The organism is Lentzea rhizosphaerae (assembly GCF_042649515.1).
GTDB lineage: Bacteria > Actinomycetota > Actinomycetes > Mycobacteriales > Pseudonocardiaceae > Lentzea > Lentzea aerocolonigenes.
Genome location: NZ_JBHRZI010000057.1, coordinates 581,561 through 597,906 on the forward strand (window position 1 = coordinate 581,561; position 16,346 = coordinate 597,906).

The 16,346-nt window shown below is 68.7% G+C and carries 17 protein-coding genes; 4 read left to right on the forward strand and 13 right to left on the reverse strand.

The window, feature by feature from the left end:
* The gene (locus tag ACFOWZ_RS47400; RefSeq protein ID WP_382381176.1) at positions 1-1,203 is read left to right on the forward strand and encodes a glycosyltransferase family 4 protein; all 1,203 of its coding nucleotides are present in this window, start codon (positions 1-3) and stop codon (positions 1,201-1,203) included.
* Between the two features lies 1 nt (position 1,204).
* Positions 1,205-2,386 (forward strand): L-2-hydroxyglutarate oxidase, encoded by a 1,182-nt coding sequence (gene lhgO / locus ACFOWZ_RS47405; protein ID WP_382381178.1) that lies wholly within the window; start codon positions 1,205-1,207, stop codon positions 2,384-2,386.
* Between the two features lie 60 nt (positions 2,387-2,446).
* On the opposite strand, the gene ACFOWZ_RS47410 is transcribed toward lhgO, so the two are convergent.
* The 11 genes from ACFOWZ_RS47410 to ACFOWZ_RS47460 form a co-directional block, all read right to left on the reverse strand.
* Positions 2,447-3,673, reverse strand: coding sequence for an acyl-CoA reductase (locus ACFOWZ_RS47410; RefSeq protein WP_382381180.1), 1,227 nt, complete (start codon positions 3,671-3,673; stop codon positions 2,447-2,449).
* The gene (locus ACFOWZ_RS47415) at positions 3,670-4,725 is read right to left on the reverse strand and encodes a LuxE/PaaK family acyltransferase (protein ID WP_382381182.1); all 1,056 of its coding nucleotides are present in this window, start codon (positions 4,723-4,725) and stop codon (positions 3,670-3,672) included. The genes ACFOWZ_RS47410 and ACFOWZ_RS47415 overlap by 4 nt, the downstream gene beginning before the upstream one ends.
* Complete coding sequence (locus tag ACFOWZ_RS47420; RefSeq protein ID WP_382381184.1) at positions 4,722-6,095, reverse strand: AMP-binding protein; 1,374 nt, start codon at positions 6,093-6,095, stop codon at positions 4,722-4,724. The genes ACFOWZ_RS47415 and ACFOWZ_RS47420 overlap by 4 nt, the downstream gene beginning before the upstream one ends.
* Positions 6,092-6,826: an SDR family NAD(P)-dependent oxidoreductase gene (locus tag ACFOWZ_RS47425; protein WP_382381186.1), complete on the reverse strand. Its 735-nt coding sequence runs from the start codon at positions 6,824-6,826 to the stop codon at positions 6,092-6,094. Before ACFOWZ_RS47425 ends, ACFOWZ_RS47420 begins: the two co-directional genes overlap by 4 nt.
* Positions 6,819-7,058 carry an acyl carrier protein gene (locus tag ACFOWZ_RS47430; RefSeq protein WP_030465485.1) on the reverse strand — a complete coding sequence of 80 codons (240 nt, stop codon included), beginning with the start codon at positions 7,056-7,058 and terminating at the stop codon, positions 6,819-6,821. The genes ACFOWZ_RS47425 and ACFOWZ_RS47430 overlap by 8 nt, the downstream gene beginning before the upstream one ends.
* A gap of 39 nt (positions 7,059-7,097) precedes the next feature.
* Positions 7,098-7,796, reverse strand: coding sequence for a UDP-N-acetylglucosamine acyltransferase (locus ACFOWZ_RS47435; RefSeq protein ID WP_382381188.1), 699 nt, complete (start codon positions 7,794-7,796; stop codon positions 7,098-7,100).
* Positions 7,797-7,909: 113 nt separating this feature from the next.
* The gene (locus ACFOWZ_RS47440) at positions 7,910-9,283 is read right to left on the reverse strand and encodes a hypothetical protein (RefSeq protein WP_382381190.1); all 1,374 of its coding nucleotides are present in this window, start codon (positions 9,281-9,283) and stop codon (positions 7,910-7,912) included.
* A gap of 98 nt (positions 9,284-9,381) precedes the next feature.
* Positions 9,382-10,629, reverse strand: coding sequence for a serine--tRNA ligase (gene serS / locus ACFOWZ_RS47445; RefSeq protein ID WP_382381192.1), 1,248 nt, complete (start codon positions 10,627-10,629; stop codon positions 9,382-9,384).
* A gap of 179 nt (positions 10,630-10,808) precedes the next feature.
* Positions 10,809-11,264 carry a DUF350 domain-containing protein gene (locus tag ACFOWZ_RS47450; RefSeq protein WP_382381194.1) on the reverse strand — a complete coding sequence of 152 codons (456 nt, stop codon included), beginning with the start codon at positions 11,262-11,264 and terminating at the stop codon, positions 10,809-10,811.
* Between the two features lie 20 nt (positions 11,265-11,284).
* Positions 11,285-12,448 (reverse strand): glutathionylspermidine synthase family protein, encoded by a 1,164-nt coding sequence (locus ACFOWZ_RS47455; protein WP_382381196.1) that lies wholly within the window; start codon positions 12,446-12,448, stop codon positions 11,285-11,287.
* A gap of 4 nt (positions 12,449-12,452) precedes the next feature.
* Complete coding sequence (locus tag ACFOWZ_RS47460; RefSeq protein ID WP_382381198.1) at positions 12,453-13,091, reverse strand: hypothetical protein; 639 nt, start codon at positions 13,089-13,091, stop codon at positions 12,453-12,455.
* Positions 13,092-13,283: 192 nt separating this feature from the next.
* Here ACFOWZ_RS47460 and ACFOWZ_RS47465 point away from each other — a divergent pair, with 192 nt between their 5' ends.
* Both ACFOWZ_RS47465 and ACFOWZ_RS47470 read left to right on the forward strand, forming a co-directional pair.
* Positions 13,284-14,306 (forward strand): septum formation family protein, encoded by a 1,023-nt coding sequence (locus ACFOWZ_RS47465; protein ID WP_382381200.1) that lies wholly within the window; start codon positions 13,284-13,286, stop codon positions 14,304-14,306.
* On the forward strand, positions 14,303-14,653 hold the full coding sequence (locus ACFOWZ_RS47470) for a metallopeptidase family protein (RefSeq protein ID WP_382381202.1): 351 nt from the start codon (positions 14,303-14,305) through the stop codon (positions 14,651-14,653). The genes ACFOWZ_RS47465 and ACFOWZ_RS47470 overlap by 4 nt, the downstream gene beginning before the upstream one ends.
* A 99-nt stretch (positions 14,654-14,752) precedes the next feature.
* On the opposite strand, the gene ACFOWZ_RS47475 is transcribed toward ACFOWZ_RS47470, so the two are convergent.
* Positions 14,753-15,346, reverse strand: coding sequence for a histidine phosphatase family protein (locus ACFOWZ_RS47475; protein ID WP_382381204.1), 594 nt, complete (start codon positions 15,344-15,346; stop codon positions 14,753-14,755).
* Positions 15,343-16,233: a prephenate dehydratase gene (gene pheA / locus ACFOWZ_RS47480; RefSeq protein ID WP_382381206.1), complete on the reverse strand. Its 891-nt coding sequence runs from the start codon at positions 16,231-16,233 to the stop codon at positions 15,343-15,345. The genes ACFOWZ_RS47475 and pheA overlap by 4 nt, the downstream gene beginning before the upstream one ends.
* Positions 16,234-16,346 lie beyond the last annotated feature (113 nt).

The following is a 16,346-nucleotide window of genomic DNA, read 5'->3' on the forward strand; positions in this document are numbered from 1 at the left end:
ATGCGGATCGCGATCATCAACAACTTCTTCCCGCCCCGCATGGGCGGCAGCGCCTACGTGTCGGACACGCTGGCGCGCTACTACGCGTCGCAGGGTCACGAGGTCCTCGTGATCACCGCCGCGTACGGCGGTGCGCTGCCGGTGGAGGAGCGCGACGGCATCAAGATCGTGCGCCTGCCGTCGTGGACGCTGCCGGAGACCCGCATCTCCTTCAACTTCGACATCACGTTCGCGTTGAAGTGGGGCAACCGCAAGAAGGTCTTCAAGCTGCTGGACGACTTCAAGCCGGACGTCGTCCACCAGCACGGTCAGTTCTTCGACCTGACCTGGCAGAGCGGTATGTGGGCGCGCAAGCGCAAGGTGCCGTCGGTGCTGACGCTGCACACGCGTCTGCAGAGCCCGATGAAGCCGATCCACGCGGTCTTCCGGATGCTCGACGCGTTCGTCGTCAAGCCGATCCAGTCGTACAACAAGCCGACGAAGCTCGTCGCGATCGACACGATCTTCTACGAGTACATCAAGAAGCGCTACAAGACGCCGGACGAGCGCATCGAGAAGCTGGCCGTCGGTGTCGAGCTCGACCGCTTCCACGACCTCGACCCGGTCGCCGAGCGCGCCAAGATGCGCGAGCGGTTCCCGGAGATCGGTGACGGCCCGGTCATCGCGTCGCTCGGCCACGTGATCCCGGTCCGCGACCGGATCAACCTGGTCAAGGCGCTGCCCGAGGTGCTCAAGAAGCACCCGGACACCAAGGTCCTCGTCATCGGCGGCCTGTACAACACGCAGTTCATGGAGATCGCCAAGCAGCTCGGCGTCGACCACGCGCTGATCTGCACCGGCACGCTGCCGAAGGCCGAGATCCCTGGCCTGCTCGCGGGTTCCGACATGGAGGTCCACGACCTCCAGGGCTTCGGCATCGGCATCGCGTCGCTCGAGGCGATGGCGGCGGGCGTCCCGACGGTCATGGCCGAGCGGGCCGACTACTTCCCGAACGCCGTGATCACCAACGGCACGGAGTCGCTGCTCACCAAGCCGGGCGACCACCACGGGCTGGCCGAGTCGATCAACCGCCTGATCGAGGACGAGGGCGTCGCCAAGAAGATCGGCGAGGCCGGTCGTCAGTGGGTCTTCGACAACTTCGACATGCCGAAGATCTGCGAGGCGAACCTCGACATCCTGAAGAAGATCTCGGGCAAGGACTGACGTGAGTCACGTCGTCGTGATCGGCGGAGGGATCCTCGGACTCTCCGCCGCTCACGAGCTTCTCCAGCGCGGCCACGACGTGACCGTGCTGGAGAAGGAGGCCAGCTGGGCCGCCCACCAGACCGGGCACAACAGCAACGTCGTGCACGCCGGGCTGTACTACAAGCCCGGCTCGCTCAAGGCCCGGATGTCGGTGGCGGGCAACGCTTCCATGGTGGCGTTCGCCCAGGAACACGGCGTTCCCGTCGACGTCTGCGGCAAGCTGGTCGTGGCCACCTCGCCCGACGAGCTCCCCCGCCTGAACACCCTGGCCGAACGCGCCGCGGCGAACGGTGTCCCGGCCAGGCTGATCTCCCCCGCCGAGGCTCGCGAGTACGAGCCCGAGGTGTCCGCCGTCTCCGCACTGCGCGTCGAGTCCACGGCGATCATCGACTTCCCGGCCGTGTGCCAGGTCCTGGTGGGCCTGCTCTCCGGTGCCGACCTCCGCCTCCGCGCACCCGCGCTGGCCATCCGCTCCACGTCCGCGGGCGTGGAAGTCGCGACGCCGCAAGGAATCGTCCGCGCGGACGCGTTGGTGAACTGCGCCGGCCTGCAGAGCGACCGCGTGGCCCGGCTCGCCGGCCTGCGCCCGAAGGCCACGATCGTTCCGTTCCGCGGCGAGTACTACGAACTGCGCCCCGAACGTCGTCCGCTCGTGCGCGGCCTGATCTACCCGGTGCCAGACCCGGCACTGCCGTTCCTCGGCGTGCACCTGACCCGGATGCTTGACGGCTCGGTGCACGCGGGCCCGAACGCGGTGCTGGCGTTGCGCCGCGAGGGCTACCGCTGGGCGCAGATCACCCCGCGCGACGTGTTCGACGTGCTGCGCTTCCCCGGCACCTGGAAGCTGGCCCGCCGGTTCGGCCGCATCGGCCTCGACGAGGTGCTGAGGTCGTTCTCCCGCAAGCGTTTCGCGGCGAGCCTTGCCCGGTTGGTGCCGGCCGTCGGGGAGGACGACATCGTGCGTGCCGAGGCCGGGGTTCGCGCGCAGGCGATGCTGCCGGACGGGTCGCTGGTCGACGACTTCCTGATCGAGTCGGCGCCGCGTCAGGTGCACGTGCTGAACGCGCCGTCCCCGGCGGCGACCAGTGCGTTGGAGATCGGGCGGCACATCGCGGACGAGACGGTCGCGACTCTCGTCTGACACAAGGACAAAACAAAACCCGCACCGGGCTCCAGTGCGGGTTTCGTCTTTTGTGGACTGTCAGGCTTGGACAGTCACCAGGCGGGTGAACTCCGCGGGCAGGTCGAAACCGTCCCAGTGGTCGGAGAACGTCAGCGCGTTGCCGAACGGCACGATGCGGTCGATGCCGCGGCCGGCCAGCTCGTGCGCCAGGGCCTCCAGCTCCTCCTGCGAGAAGCCGAAGACGGACAGCGTCTGGTCCTTGCGCTGCACCATGGGCACCAGCGCGGACAGCGTCGGCAGCGTGGCGAACGGGAACGTGCCCGCGCCGAGCCACTCGCGCGGCACGTCCGCTGCGGCCGTGAGTTCCAGCGTGGCCACCGCGTTGCCGTCGAACGAGATGGACTTGGCGTGGCCGTCTGCCGCGACGCCGTAGGCGGAAACCCGCTTCTGCACGGCCATCGCGGGCTCGACGACGTGGTGCTTGGCTGCCAGCACCGCGCTCAGCTCGGCGCGGAACTCGCCTCGCGCCTGCTGGGCGGCGGCTTCGTCGCCGACCCAGAACAGTGCGCGCGGTGAGGAGCAGGCGGCCTGGTCGAACCAGTACGAGTCGTTGTAGAAACCGACGGCCACCTCGCGCTTCTGCTCCGGCGTCGCGGAAACCCAGCCGTCGACGGAGATCAGCGCGAACGAGGCGCGGTCGGGGAACGTGACGTCGCGGGCGTGCGGTGCCAGCGGCAGTTTGCGCACCTCGTTGACGGCGCGGTCGCCGCCCCAGATGACGCGCAGGTCGCACGCGGCGGACAGGGCGGCGGTCACCTTGTCGTCACGGTCGTAGGTGACCATGACCTGCGTCTCGGCGACGGCGGGGTGCGCGTCCTTCAGAGCGTCGTTCAGGGCCTCGACGACGGCTTCGGCAGCGCCGGCCGAGCGCGGTGAGATGCGCACGACGTTGCTGTTGCCGGCCAGGGCAGAGAGCGCCCACGAGTACACGAAGATCGTGTCGACGTTGGCCGGCGGGATGTGGAAGACGAGGCCGCGGCCGAAGCGCAGCACGCCCGCCGGGGTCTCCAGCTGCTTCAGCACCTTGTTGATCTCGCCGCGGCGCAGGAAGAAGCCGAGCGAGGCGAGCTCCGGGTAGCGGCGGGCCATCTGCGGGGCGAGCAGCTTGCGCGCGAACTTCACCAGGAAGTCGACGATCCGCTCGTCGCCGACCTTCAGCCGGCCACCGGTGGGCTCACCGGAGATGCTCGCGAGGAGCTCGTCGACGGACGAGACGTCGGATCCGGCGGGGAAACGGCGCTTCATGATGCAACAGCTCCAGAGAAGGTGTCCGAACAGCCGCGGGCCTCGGCGCGCGGGAGCCTGCCGAGCACGGAGAACCGCTTGCCGGGCCAGTCGCCGTCGTCGATGCCGTGCACCACACCGAGGTCCTCGGTCAGCAGCACGTGGCCGGGGTAGCTGCGCGGCAACGTCGAGACGACCTCGATGACACCGGGCTCGCCGACTGGCTGCTCCTCCCAGGTGTCCGGGTTGCGGATGATCACGTCCGCGAAGTCCGGGCAGTACAACGAGTTGCCCGACTTGCCCTCCAGGAAGACCGTGCCGATCTGCTCGATCATCCCGTAGTAGTTGTAGATCTGGGTCAGGCCGGTGTCCTCGGCGAAGCGCCGGCGGAACTCCGAGTTGTCGACCGCGATGTCGATGAGCTTCTTCCAGCCACCGGAGTGGATCAGGATGCCGTTCGACAGGTCGAGCTGGTGCTCGCGCGCGACCTCGTAGAGGTACTGCCACACCATGAAGGTGAAGCCGAAGATCAGGAACGGCTCGGAGCCGTGCTTCGCGAGGAACTCCTTGACGGCCTCGACGTCCGGCCTGTCGTTCTCGTCCAGCGCGTACACGTGGCTGCGGCCGAACGTGGCCATGCCCAGCACGCCGGCGCCGCGCGCGGAGAACGAGCGGCGGTTCTTGATGATGCCGATGGTGTCGACCATGAGCATCGGCAGCCGCTTGCCGCCGAGGACTTCCTGCAGCGTCGCGCCGAGCTGGCGGGTCTGCACCGCGGCGGCTTCCTTGTCGAGGTAGATCCGCGACGCGCCACCGCCGGTCGTGCCCGACGAGGTGAGGACCTTGAAGACCTCGGAGTCCGGAATGGACTTCAGCTCGTGCGTCTTGAACATGCGCACGGGCAGCCACGGCAGGTCGTTCAGCGACGCGAACGGCTCGCCGGATTTGATGCCGAGCGACGACAGAATGCGGTCGTACTGCTCGGAGTGAGCGCGGTGGTGCTCGGTCAGCTCGGTCAGCTCCGCCAGCAGCGCGGTCTCGCGCTCGGCCTGACTGCGTCCGAAGACGCTCATACCTGTGCCTCCAAGGACCGGTAGTCGATCTTGCCGCTGGGCAGCTGCGGGAAACCCTCGGCAGGACGCACGTCGAAGCCCGTGACGTGCATGTGCAGCGTCTCGGACAACGTCTTCGCGGCCTGCTTGCAGGTGTCCTTGTCGGCCCTGTCGAGGAAGACGACCACCTTGTCGCCCGCCGGCACGGCGGCGGCTGCGCCGTAGCCCTTCACGATCTGCTCCAGGTCGTCCAGGTTGACCCGGTTGCCGAACACCTTGCCGATCCGCTTCAACCGGCCGGTGATGTAGAGGAATCCGTCCTCGTCGAGGTACCCGAGGTCACCCGTGATCAGCACACCGCCGGTCTCGTCGCCGGCAGCGAGCTCGGCTTCGGACTCGGCGTAGCCCATCATCACGTTCGGACCGCGGTACACCACCTCACCGGCAACACCGGGCTCGGTGATTTCGTTCCCGTCCTCGTCGCGGATCGAGAACGTGCCGCCGGGCAGCGCGGGGCCGGCCGAGCCGAGCTTCTCGGTGAGCCGGTCGGACGGCACGGTGGCCATCCGCGGCGCGGCCTCGGTCTGGCCGTACATGACGAACATCTGCCCGCCGACGGCGCGCATCTTGTCGTTGAACTCGCTGACCAGCTCGGTGCGGAGCTTGCCGCCCGCCTGCGTCAGCGTGCGCAGCGACGGGTACTTGGCCGGGTCGAACCGCAGCCTGCGCAGCATCTCGTAGTGGTACGGGACACCCGCGAGCGACGTGACGCCGTACTTCGTGACCGCGTCCCAGAACGGCCGCGCGACGACGCCGGAGCCCTCCAGCAGCACGGTCGCACCCTTGCGCAGGTGGCTGTTCAGCACGGACATGCCGTAGCTGTAGTGCAGCGGCAGGCTGGTCGGCGCGACCTCGTTCTCGTCGATCCCGAGCACCTCGGCGATCGCGTCGGCGTTCGCGAGGATCGCCGAACGGGACAGCCGGACGAACTTGGGGTTGCCGGTGGAACCGCTGGTCGGCAGCATCACGGCCAGATCGGAGTGCGGTTCGACGCCGTCCGCGTCCTCACGCACCCAGTCCGCCGAGTAGCCGGGAGCGGGCTCGTCGTCGATGCCCAGCACGGCCGCGGGCCGGAACCGGGACACGAGCCCGTCCAGCACCTCGCGGTCCTGCGCCGGGTCGAGCAGCGCGACCGCGCGGCCCGCCTCGAACGCACCCAGGTACCGCAGCACGCTCGTCAGGTCCAGGCCGACCCGGAGGAACAGCACCCCGGACGGCAGATCGGCGAGTTCCTTCGCCACCTCGGACACGCGACCGGCGAGCTCGGCACCGCCGAGCAGGTCACCGGTCGCGGCGTCACGCAGGCGGGCCTGAGCGTGCAGCAGCGTCACAGCACCAAACCTCCGTCGATCCCGAGCACCTGACCGGTGACGAACGACGCGTCGTCACTGGCGAGGAACCGGATCACCTTGGCGACTTCTTCGGCGGTGCCGAGCCGGCCGAGGGCGGTGTCGCCCTTCACCCGCTCCAGCACCTCGTCGGACTGCTCCGAGATCAGGTCGGTCTGGATCACGCCGGGCGCGACCGCGTTGACCCTGATCCCGTGCCGCCCGAGCTCCTTCGCCGCGGACTTCGCGGCCGCGACCAGCGCCGCCTTGGACGCCGCGTAGACCATCTGACCGGCGTTGCCGCGCTCGCCGACGATCGAGCCGAGCAGCACGATCGAGCCGGTGCGCTTGCGCATCATGGCCCGCGCCGCCGCCTGCACGGAGTTGATCGTGCCGGCGACGTTCGTGGTCAGCGTCTTCGTGACGTGGTCGTCGGTGAGCATGCCGATGAGGCCGCCCTCGAGGATCCCCGCGCTGGCCACGAGCACGTCGATGCGCCCGTGCTCCTTGGCGATCGTCTTGAAGACGTCCTTGACGGCGGCCGAGTCGGTGACGTCGAGCGCCACGCCGTGGCCCCGTTCACCCAGCTCGGCGGCACGCTTCTCGGCGGTCTCGCGGTCGCGGCCGGTGATGACGACCGTCGCACCGGCCTCGGCGAGCGCCGCGGCGGTGGCGAAGCCGATGCCGCGCGTGCCGCCGGTGACGACCGCTACCTTGCCGGTGAAGTCACTCACCAGCGCCGAAGCCCTTCAGCATGTCGACGGCGACCTTGAAGCTGCTCATGTCGATGACCTGCTCGGTCTCGAACTGCACGTCGAACTCGTCCTCGATGGCGGCGACGAGCGCCATGTGGCCGACCGAGTCCCACTCCTCGATGTCGCGGTACTTCAGGTTCTCGACGTCAACGGAGTCGTCGAGCTGGAGGGCGTCCACGAAGACACCACGAAGACGGTCGTTCAGGGACATGCTTCTCTCGTTCTCTCGGACGGTGCTGGTGGCTTGGGATCAGTGCTCGGTCGAACGCTCGGTCCACGCCTTGAGCAGCGCGGCGAGCTCCTCCGGCAGGCCGGCGGGGACCTCCGCCTCCTTGCCGGTCAGGAAGCCGGTGAGAGCGGCGATCGCATCCTCGTCGCAGCCGCGGCGCGACAGGCCGATGACGTTGACGCCGGTCGTGCGGGCGGGGTTGCCCAGGGTGATGGTGAACGCACCGACCTCCTTGCGGATGGCCGATCCGAGCCCGATCATCGCGCCCGGCCCGATCTGCGTGCCCTGGTGCACGACGGTGCCGAGGCCGATGTTGGAACCGCTCCACACGTGGCAGTGGCCGGCGATCTGCACGGCGCTCGTGATCACGACGCTGTTGTCGATGATGCAGTCGTGCGCGACGTGGGCGCGGCCCATCAGGTAGTTGTCGCTGCCGATGCGGGTCGCGTCCTTGGCGCCCTGGTTGATCGTGACGAACTCGCGGATGCGGTTGCGGTCGCCGATCACCACGCCGGGGCCGTCGTTCTCGCCGTCCCAGCCCGCGAGGTGCGGGGCGCTGAGGTACTCGGCGGGGCCGCCGATGCTGACGTGCGGGCCGATGAAGTTGCCGTCACCGATCCGGCACGGCCCGGCGATCACCGTGTACGGTCCGATCACGTTGTCGTCACCGAGCTCGACGTCCGCGCCGATGATCGCGGTCTCGTGAATGCGGTTCGCCACCTGATCTGCCCTGCCCGTGAGTTTGATGGTGTAACCCACGTCACCAGGGCGCTTCCACCCGGACGGGGCCGGTAGGCCACTCTACTTCACGCGGCCGACCGGCCCTGACGGGCTCAGCTGTTGAGCAGACCCTGCGCGGCGTCCATCACGATCCGCTCGGTCGAGCCCGCTGCGGGTGTGGCGCTCTGGGAGAACTTCAGCGGGCTCGGCCACGCGTACGAGATGGTGTAGCAGCCGAACCCGGCGATGGTGTCGTCGCCTTCGTTCCACCCCGCCTCGTACCCGCCGTGCAGGTGGCCGCCGGAACGCAGGGTGTCGTTGTCCGCGACGTAGCCCTCGCACTCGTTGGCGTACCCCATCACCCAGAGGTTGCCGGCGAACGCCTCGCGCAGGTTCACGTGGTAGGCCGACAACGGCTCGTGCGCAAGCGCGAGGATGCTCAGGCCGCCGAACCGCCAGCGCTGGATGGGCATGGCCATCGCGGTGGGCAGCTCGCCGTCCGCGATCAGCTTCAGCATCACCCCGGCGTGACGCCAGTTGGCGTCCTTCGGGTCGTTCAGCGCGTTCTGGCGGGCCTGGTACTTGTCGCGCAGCATGTCGAGCACGTCCGGGTCGGAGGTGTCGACCTGGAACGGCAGGTCGACCTCGGTCATCGCCACCTGGACAGGGCCCGTGACCTCGGCGAAGTCGCCGCTGTCGAGCAGGTTGACGACCTCCTGCCCGAGGAGCGTGCCGAGCAGCTCGGTCGTGGCGGGGACGTGCGGGTCCTTCGCCTCCTGGTCACCGCAGGCACCCTGGAAGAACAGCGCGGGCACGCCGAGCTCGTTCTCCACGAACTCGGCCGCGACGGCGGGGAACTCGCCGTCGAACACGTCGTCCCTGCCGCGCGAGACCGGGTGGCACGCTGCCCCGAACATCACCGCGAACAGGTCGCCGTCGGTGGTGTCGACGCGCAGCACCGGCACCGTGTCCAGCACGGCACCGCCGTCGGACACCCGGTTCTGGCCGATGCCCGCCTCGCCCTCGGCGTAGGACAGCGTGACGCCGGTCCGCTCCTGGTCCAGCGTGTCGCGGACCAGCTGGATCAACGCGTCGGTGATCAGGAAGGTCGTGCCGTTGACCGCGTCGACGTCCGCGTCGGTGAGGTCCATCATCACGTACGGGCTCGGCCGGATGTCGCCGTACAGCGGGCCCGAGTGCGTGTGGCTCGCGACGAGCAGGAAGTCGTCGAAGGCCACCAGCTCCTCGTCGGCGAGAGTGCCCCTGATCGTCTGGTGGACGTCCCTCGGGACGCTGATGAGGTCCGCCCGCATCAGGACCTTCGGCACACCGTCGTCCCAGATGACGAGGCACTGCGCCCGCAACCGGCGCGCCACCGCGCCGTGGTTGCCGCGCGGGCCCCACCCGTACCCGCCCATCCACAGGCTCGGGTACGGCGGGAACTCCGGCGTGATGTCGACTTCGCCGACCGCTGCTTCGAACGCCATCACAACCCCCTGAATCGCCGCACACCACATCCCCCATGTGGTGTGTCGCCTACTAGGACGCCGCTGTGACCGCCGAAGTACAACCTTTTGGCGATTTTTTACCTGAGAACGTCCAGACCACCCATGAACGGGCGCAGAGCAGCGGGAACGACGACCGACCCGTCCTCCTGCTGGTGGTTCTCGAGGATCGCCACGAGCCACCGGGTGGTCGCCAGCGTGCCGTTGAGCGTGGCCGCGATCTGGGTCTTGCCGTTCTCGTCGCGGTACCGCACGTTGAGCCGGCGCGCCTGGAACGTGGTGCAGTTCGACGTCGAGGTCAGCTCGCGGTAGCGGCCCTGCGACGGCACCCAGGCCTCGCAGTCGAACTTGCGGTGCGCCGACGTGCCGAGGTCGCCGGTCGCCGTGTCGATGACGCGGTACGGCACCTCGATCCTGGCGAGCATCTCCTCCTCCCAGCCGAGCAGCCGGGCGTGCTCCGCCTCGGCGTCCTCGGGGCGGACGTAGGAGAACATCTCGACCTTGTTGAACTGGTGCACGCGGATGATGCCGCGGGTGTCCTTGCCGTACGACCCGGCCTCGCGCCGGTAGCACGACGACCAGCCCGCGTACCGCTTCTCGCCGTCGAGGATCTCGTCGGCGTGGTAGCCGGCGAGCGGCACCTCCGACGTGCCGACGAGGTACAGGTCGTCGTCCGGCAGGTGGTAGATCTCGCTGGAGTGCGCGCCGAGGAACCCGGTGCCCGCCATGATCTCCGGCCGCACCAGCGTGGGCGTGATCATGAGCTGGAAGCCGTTGGCCGTCGCCTGCTGCGCGGCCATCATGAGCAGTGCGAGCTCGAGCTGCGCGCCGACGCCCTTGAGGAAGTAGAACCGGCTGCCGCTGACCTTGGCGCCGCGTTCCACGTCGATCGCACCGAGCCTGGTGCCGAGGTCGAGGTGGTCGAGGGGCTCGAAGTCGAACTGGCGAGGCTCACCGACCGTCTTGAGGACCACGAAGTCGTCCTCGCCGCCGACCGGTGCGTCCGGGTGCACCAGGTTCGGGATCCTGGCCAGGAGCTCGTCGACCTCCGCGGCGGTGGCGTTCTGCTCGGCCTCCGCGGCCTTGACCTCGGCCGCCAGATCCTTGGCCTTGGCGAGCAACGCGGCCCGCTCGTCGCCCTTGGCCTTGCCGACCTCCCTGCCGAGCACCTTCTGCTCGGCGCGCAGGGTGTCCGCGCGGGAGATGGCACTCCGCCTGCGTTCGTCAGCGGACAGCAGGGAGTCGACGACGCCCTGGTCCTCTCCGCGGGCGTGCTGTGACGCGCGCACGATCTCCGGGTTCTCGCGCAACACCTTGAGGTCAATCACCCCTGAAGGGTAGACCTGCGGTTCATCCCGGAATCCGGGCAACCGCGAGGACGCTCCGGCCGTACCCGTGTACGTGCGCAGAACAGGAGGCGGCGTGGACGGGTCGCTGATCTTCTGGCGGTTCCGGAAAGCGAAAAGGCCCGGCGCCTGAGCACCGGGCCTTTCCACCGAGTGTGCGATCAGCTGATCGCGACGGCCACCACGAGACCCAGGGCGACGTGCGCCGACGCGACGACGATCGACGCCGGCGCGAACCGGTCCGACTCGATGATCGAGCCGATGTCCAGCCTGGTCACGAACTCCAGCAGGCGCACCGCGGCGACCTGCACGATGATGCCGACCAGGCCGTAGACCAGCGCGGAGAGCAACCCCTCGTCGAGCTTGCCGACCGAGCTGGTGATGGCGATGACGACGATGAACGCCATCGAGACGAGGCCGGAGGCGGTCACGATGACCGCGTTGGGGGCACCGTTGCGGACCAGGGCGGACAACTTGCCCGGCGTCGTCCAGTCGATCGCGTAGAAGCCGAAAACCATGAGGACGAGACCGACGACGGCGTACAGCGCGATCGCGCCGATGTTCCGACCCAGGGTCGCGCCGAAGCCGGGATCCAACGCGAGCAGCGTGGTCGTCATGTGCTGTTCCCTTTCCGAGTTCACTCAACAATTCGATGCGGCACGAACGCCGCGCCATCGTCGGTCACGAGACCGACCGTTTCCCGGATGCCGAGTCCTGCCGACGTGTCGCCGACGACCCAGGCACCCAACGCGGGGCGGTAGCCGTCGAAGTCCGGAAGCGGATCGAACAGCTGGTACACGAAACCTTCTTTGCCGTACACGCCCCCGGTCTGCGTCTCGTAGCCGGGAGCGACGATCTGGATGTTCGACCCCTCGCGGCCGAGCAGCGGCTTGCGCACGTACTCGGTGAGCATTCCGGGGTCGTTCAGGAAGGCAGGGAGCAGGTTGGGGTGGCCGGGGTACATCTCCCACAGGACCGCGAGCAGCGCCTTGTTGGAGAGCAGCATCTTCCACAGCGGCTCGACCCACAGCGTGCCGGGCAACGACTCGACGGCGTGGCGGCCGAACTGCTCCTCGACCACCCACTCCCACGGGTAGAGCTTGAACACCGTGTTCATCGGGGCCTCTTCGAGGTCGACGAACCGGTTGAGCAGCGTGTCCCAGCCGACCTCCTCGATCGCGAGGCCCACGGTGTTCAGGCCCGCTTCGGCGGCCGTCTCCTGCATGCAGGCGATGGTGAGGTGGTCCTCGCCGGACGGGTCGGCGCCGGACCAGGTGAAGTGCAGCTCGCCGGAGGGCAGCTTGGAGCCGATCTCGGTCCACCGGGCGACCAGCTGCTCGTGCAGCGAGTTCCACTGGTCGTCGTCCGGGAACGCGTCGGTCTTCCAGTACCACTGGATGTACGCGGCCTCGAGCAGGGACGTCGGGGTGTCCGCGTTGTACTCGAGCAGCTTCGCGGGGCCCGACCCGTCGTAGCGCAGGTCGAAGCGGCCGTAGACGTGCGGGTCGCGACGCCGCCACGACTCGGCGATGTGCGGCCACACCCACTCGGGGATGCCGAAGTCGCGGTACCGCTCGGTCAGCACGACGTTGTCGACCGCGTCGAGGCACATGGAGTGGAGCAGCTCGACGTCGGCTTCGAGCGAGAGGATCTCGCTCATCTCGAACACGTAGTGCACCGACTCGTCCCAGTACGGGCGGTCGGCGCCGTCGGCGTACTTCGCGGGCAGGCCGAAGACCAACCCCTGGTCAGAGACCGTGCGCTGCCAGTTCGGCCGCGGTTGCGAGGTTTCACGACGCAACTGCTCAGCCTCCGCTGCTCTTCGAGCCGCTGCTGACGCCGAAGCCACCGCGCTGGATGGACGTGCCCGACTTGGTGGCGACGTTCGCACCCTTCGGGATCGTGTAGCTCCCGCCGGTGACCTTCTGGCCGATCGCGCCGGTGCCGCCGTAGTTGTAGCGGTAGGAGCTGCCGCCGATGTAGATGAAGCCGCCGCTCGAGTACCCGCCGTGGCTGCGGTAGTAGCTGTCGGAGCAGTAGTCGTCGTCGACGATCACGTTGTTCTGGTCGGTGCACTGCGCCGTGACGTTCTTCGGGCTGGCGGCCGCGTACCAGATCGCGACCAGCGCGATCACGCCCACGGTGACACCACCGCCGATGAGCAGGCGCTTGCGCGTCTTGCGGCGCTTCTCGAACGCGGCGGACTCGGCGGCGAACCGCTCCTGCTGCGCCTTCAGCGCGGCGGCACGAGCGCGTTGCTCGGCGACCGACGGCTGGCGCGGCTTGGTCACGCCGGCCTGCTGCTGCCGCACCTTGCCCTTGGCGGGCTGCTGCTGCGGCGCCGGCTGGTACGGCGGCGGCTGTTGTGGCTGGCCGGGCGCACCCGACGGCTGCCCCGACTGGGGCGTCGGCTGGCCAGGACCTGGCAGGTTGTTGTCAGTCATCACCACTCCCGCGGGCAAGGTACCTAGCGACGCGGCTGAAACACGGCCGATTCAGTGACGAGTGTCCTAATAGCAACACTCGACCGAACCCGGCGCACAGCCGTCTCACACGGCACGGGCATCATGGATGAGATGTCTCCGAGCGCCGGTTGGTTGAGTCGATCAGGTCACATCCGCGACACGCGGCTTGTGATGGTCGGCGCTTTCCTCGGCGCGTTCGTCCTGCTGATGATGTCCGCGTTCACGTCTGTGCTGGCAGGAGGCCCGCTCGGCACCAAGCGCGAGCTCGTCAACGCCGCCTATCAGGCCGTGGCGGGCGAATGCCTCGACTGGTCGAAGGCGGACCTCTCCGACGCGAAGAAGGTCGACTGCTCGGCGGCCCACAAGTTCGAGGTGACGGGTCTCGCGGACATCACCGGCGCGTACCCGAAGGAAGCGCCGTTCCCGAACGCCGAGGCCTGGGAGAAGATCGCCCAGGAACAGTGCGCGCAGGCCGCCACCACGTACATGGGCGGCAAGCTCGACCCGGACGGCAAGTACGGCGTCAGCACCCTGAACCCGGACGAGCGCCGCTGGTCGGACGGCTACCGCCAGCTCCGCTGCGGCCTGCAGGTCACCGCACCGTCCGGAGCCGCCCTGCCGTCGTTCGGCAGCGCCAAGACCCAGGACCAGTCGAACGTCTACGACCCCGGCGTGTGCCTCGCGCTCGGCGACAAGAACACGGTGGGCGACCCGGTCGACTGCGCCCAGCCGCACGCGTTCGAGATCGTCGGCGTCTTCCAGCACCCCGAGGGCGAGTTCCTGGCCCCCGAGAAGCAGGACCCGATCATGTCGGAGAAGTGCGCGGCCATCGCGGCCGAGTACACCGGCGGCGCGGACCTGAAGGCGAAGGGCCTGCTCGTCACCTGGGACACCCGCTCGGACAAGAGCTGGGCAGTCGGCTCCCGCAAGGCGAACTGCAAGGTCGGCGCCGTCCCCCAGGGCGAGAACCTGGTGGCCTGGAGCGGCAGCGTCCGCAACCCGAACGGCGCCCCGCTGACCACCTCGAACCCGCCGCAGACCACCTCGGTCAAGCCCCAGGACGAACCGACCGGCGCCCCGCTGCACTCCGAGTCGGACAAGCCTTCCCAGTCAGGCGAGCCCTCGCAGTCCAACAAGCCCGACAAGGACAAGCCGTCCTCCAGCGCCCCCACCACGACGACAGAGAACCGATGACCGTCGAGATGACTCGCGCTCGCTTCGACGAGCTGGTCGAAGAGGCCCTGGACCTGATCCCGCCCGAGTTCATGCACGCGATGAACAACGTCGTGGTGCTCGTCGAGGACCGCAACCCGGACGAGCCGTCCCTGCTCGGCCTGTACCAGGGGATCGCGCTGACCGAGCGCAACACCGACTACGGCGGCACGCTGCCCGACCACATCTTCATCTACCGCGAGGCGATCCTCGACATCTGCGACACCGAGGACGACGTGGTGGAGGAAGTGATGGTCACCGTGTTGCACGAGGTCGCGCACCACTTCGGGGTGGACGACGCGAAGCTGCACGAGCTGGGCTGGGGCTGACCCGCGCGGCGCCGCCAGCAGGCTCCTCGTCCGCGATGAACGGCGCATTTGTCCACCTGAGGTGGACAAATGCGCCGTTCATCCACTTCGGCACACGGCTTAGATCTCCACGCCCGCCCACGACCGGCAGAGCCAGCCGTCACCGTCGGCCTCCAGCACCACGACCCCGGTGTTCGGCAGCAGGTTCTCCGCCAGCTCCACCGGGATGTTCGACGCCAGCGCCAGCGCGCCCATCCTGCCCGCGCCGCCGTGCGTCACGACCATGACCGTGCCGTCCTGCCGCACCGACTCGATGGCGCCCAGGAACCGGTCCAGCACCTCCTGCCCGGTCTCGCCGCCGTCCGGGAACGGCACGTCCAGGGCGCCCTCGGCCCACTTGATCACGGTTTCCAGGTAGGTCCGGTAGGCCTCGGTGTCGTTGCGGCCCTCCAGCGAGCCGACCTGGATCTCGTGGACGCCCTCGAGGATCTGCACGGGCAGGCCGAAGCGTTCGGCGGTGGGGAGAGCGGTTTGCTGGGCGCGCAGGCCGATGCTCGCGTAGACGGCGGTGATGTCTTCGGACGCGAGGGTGTCGGCCAGCTCGCGGGCCTGCTTGTGGCCCAGCTCGGTGAGCGGGGGACCCGGCATCGCCGTGTCCAGCTTGCGTTCGATGTTCGACGCCGTCTCACCGTGCCTGACCAGCAGCAACCTCACCCGCGCTCGCCCTTTCTGACAGCATCGACCCAAGCGGCTGCCGCGGCGAACTCCTCGTTGTGAGCCTCGACTGGTTCGTGGTCGGCCTTCGGGAAGGAGCCCAGGAACCGGATCTCGTGCGAGTGTCGGTGCAGCGCGGCCAGCGCGTCACCGATCCTCGGTTCTGCGATGTGCCCCTCGACGTCGATGTAGAAGCGGTACGTGCCCAGTTTGCCCTTCGTGGGGCGTGATTCGAGGCCGGTGAGATTGATGCCACGCAACGCGAGCTCGGTGAGGAGCTCGGACAGCACGCCCACGCGGTTCGGGGTCGTCACCACGACGCTCGTGCGGTCTGCTCCGGTCGGCTCTGGCAGCTGACCCGGACGGCGCAGCAGCAGGAACCTCGTGCGAGCGTCGGCCACGTCCAGGACGCCGGTGGCGTACTCGTCGAGCTTGTAGTGGTTCACGGCGACCGGGGCGGTCACGGCGGCGTCGAACTCGCCGCGCTCAACAGCGGCCGCGGCGCCCGCGGTGGACGAGGTGGCGATCGAGGTGACGCCGGGCAGCTCCTCCGCGATCCAGTCGCGGACCTGGGCCAGCGCGTGCGGGTGCGAGGCGATGGTCTTGATCTCCGTGGTGCCCGGCCTGACCAGGATGCTGAACTTCACGTCCAGCACCGTCTCGGCGACGGCGACCACGGGCTCGTCCCGGATCAGCACGTCGAGGGTCGCTGGCACGGCGCCCTCGACGGAGTTCTCGATCGGCACGCACGCGAAGTCCGTCTCGCCCTTGCGCACGGCAGCGACGGCGAGCGGGATCGTGTCGACGGGGACGAGTTCGCCCTCGAACCTCATCGCGGCCTGCTCCGTGAACGTCCCCTGTGGTCCGAAGTACGCAATGCGCGGCATCGGGTCAGCGTAGTGCGGCGATCAGAGGCGAGAATCACGCCTGTGTCAGCCGCCAAACCTGGGTTCCGTCAGGACCGTTCGAACTGGAATGCTTGAGGCGTGCCCGCTCTAGC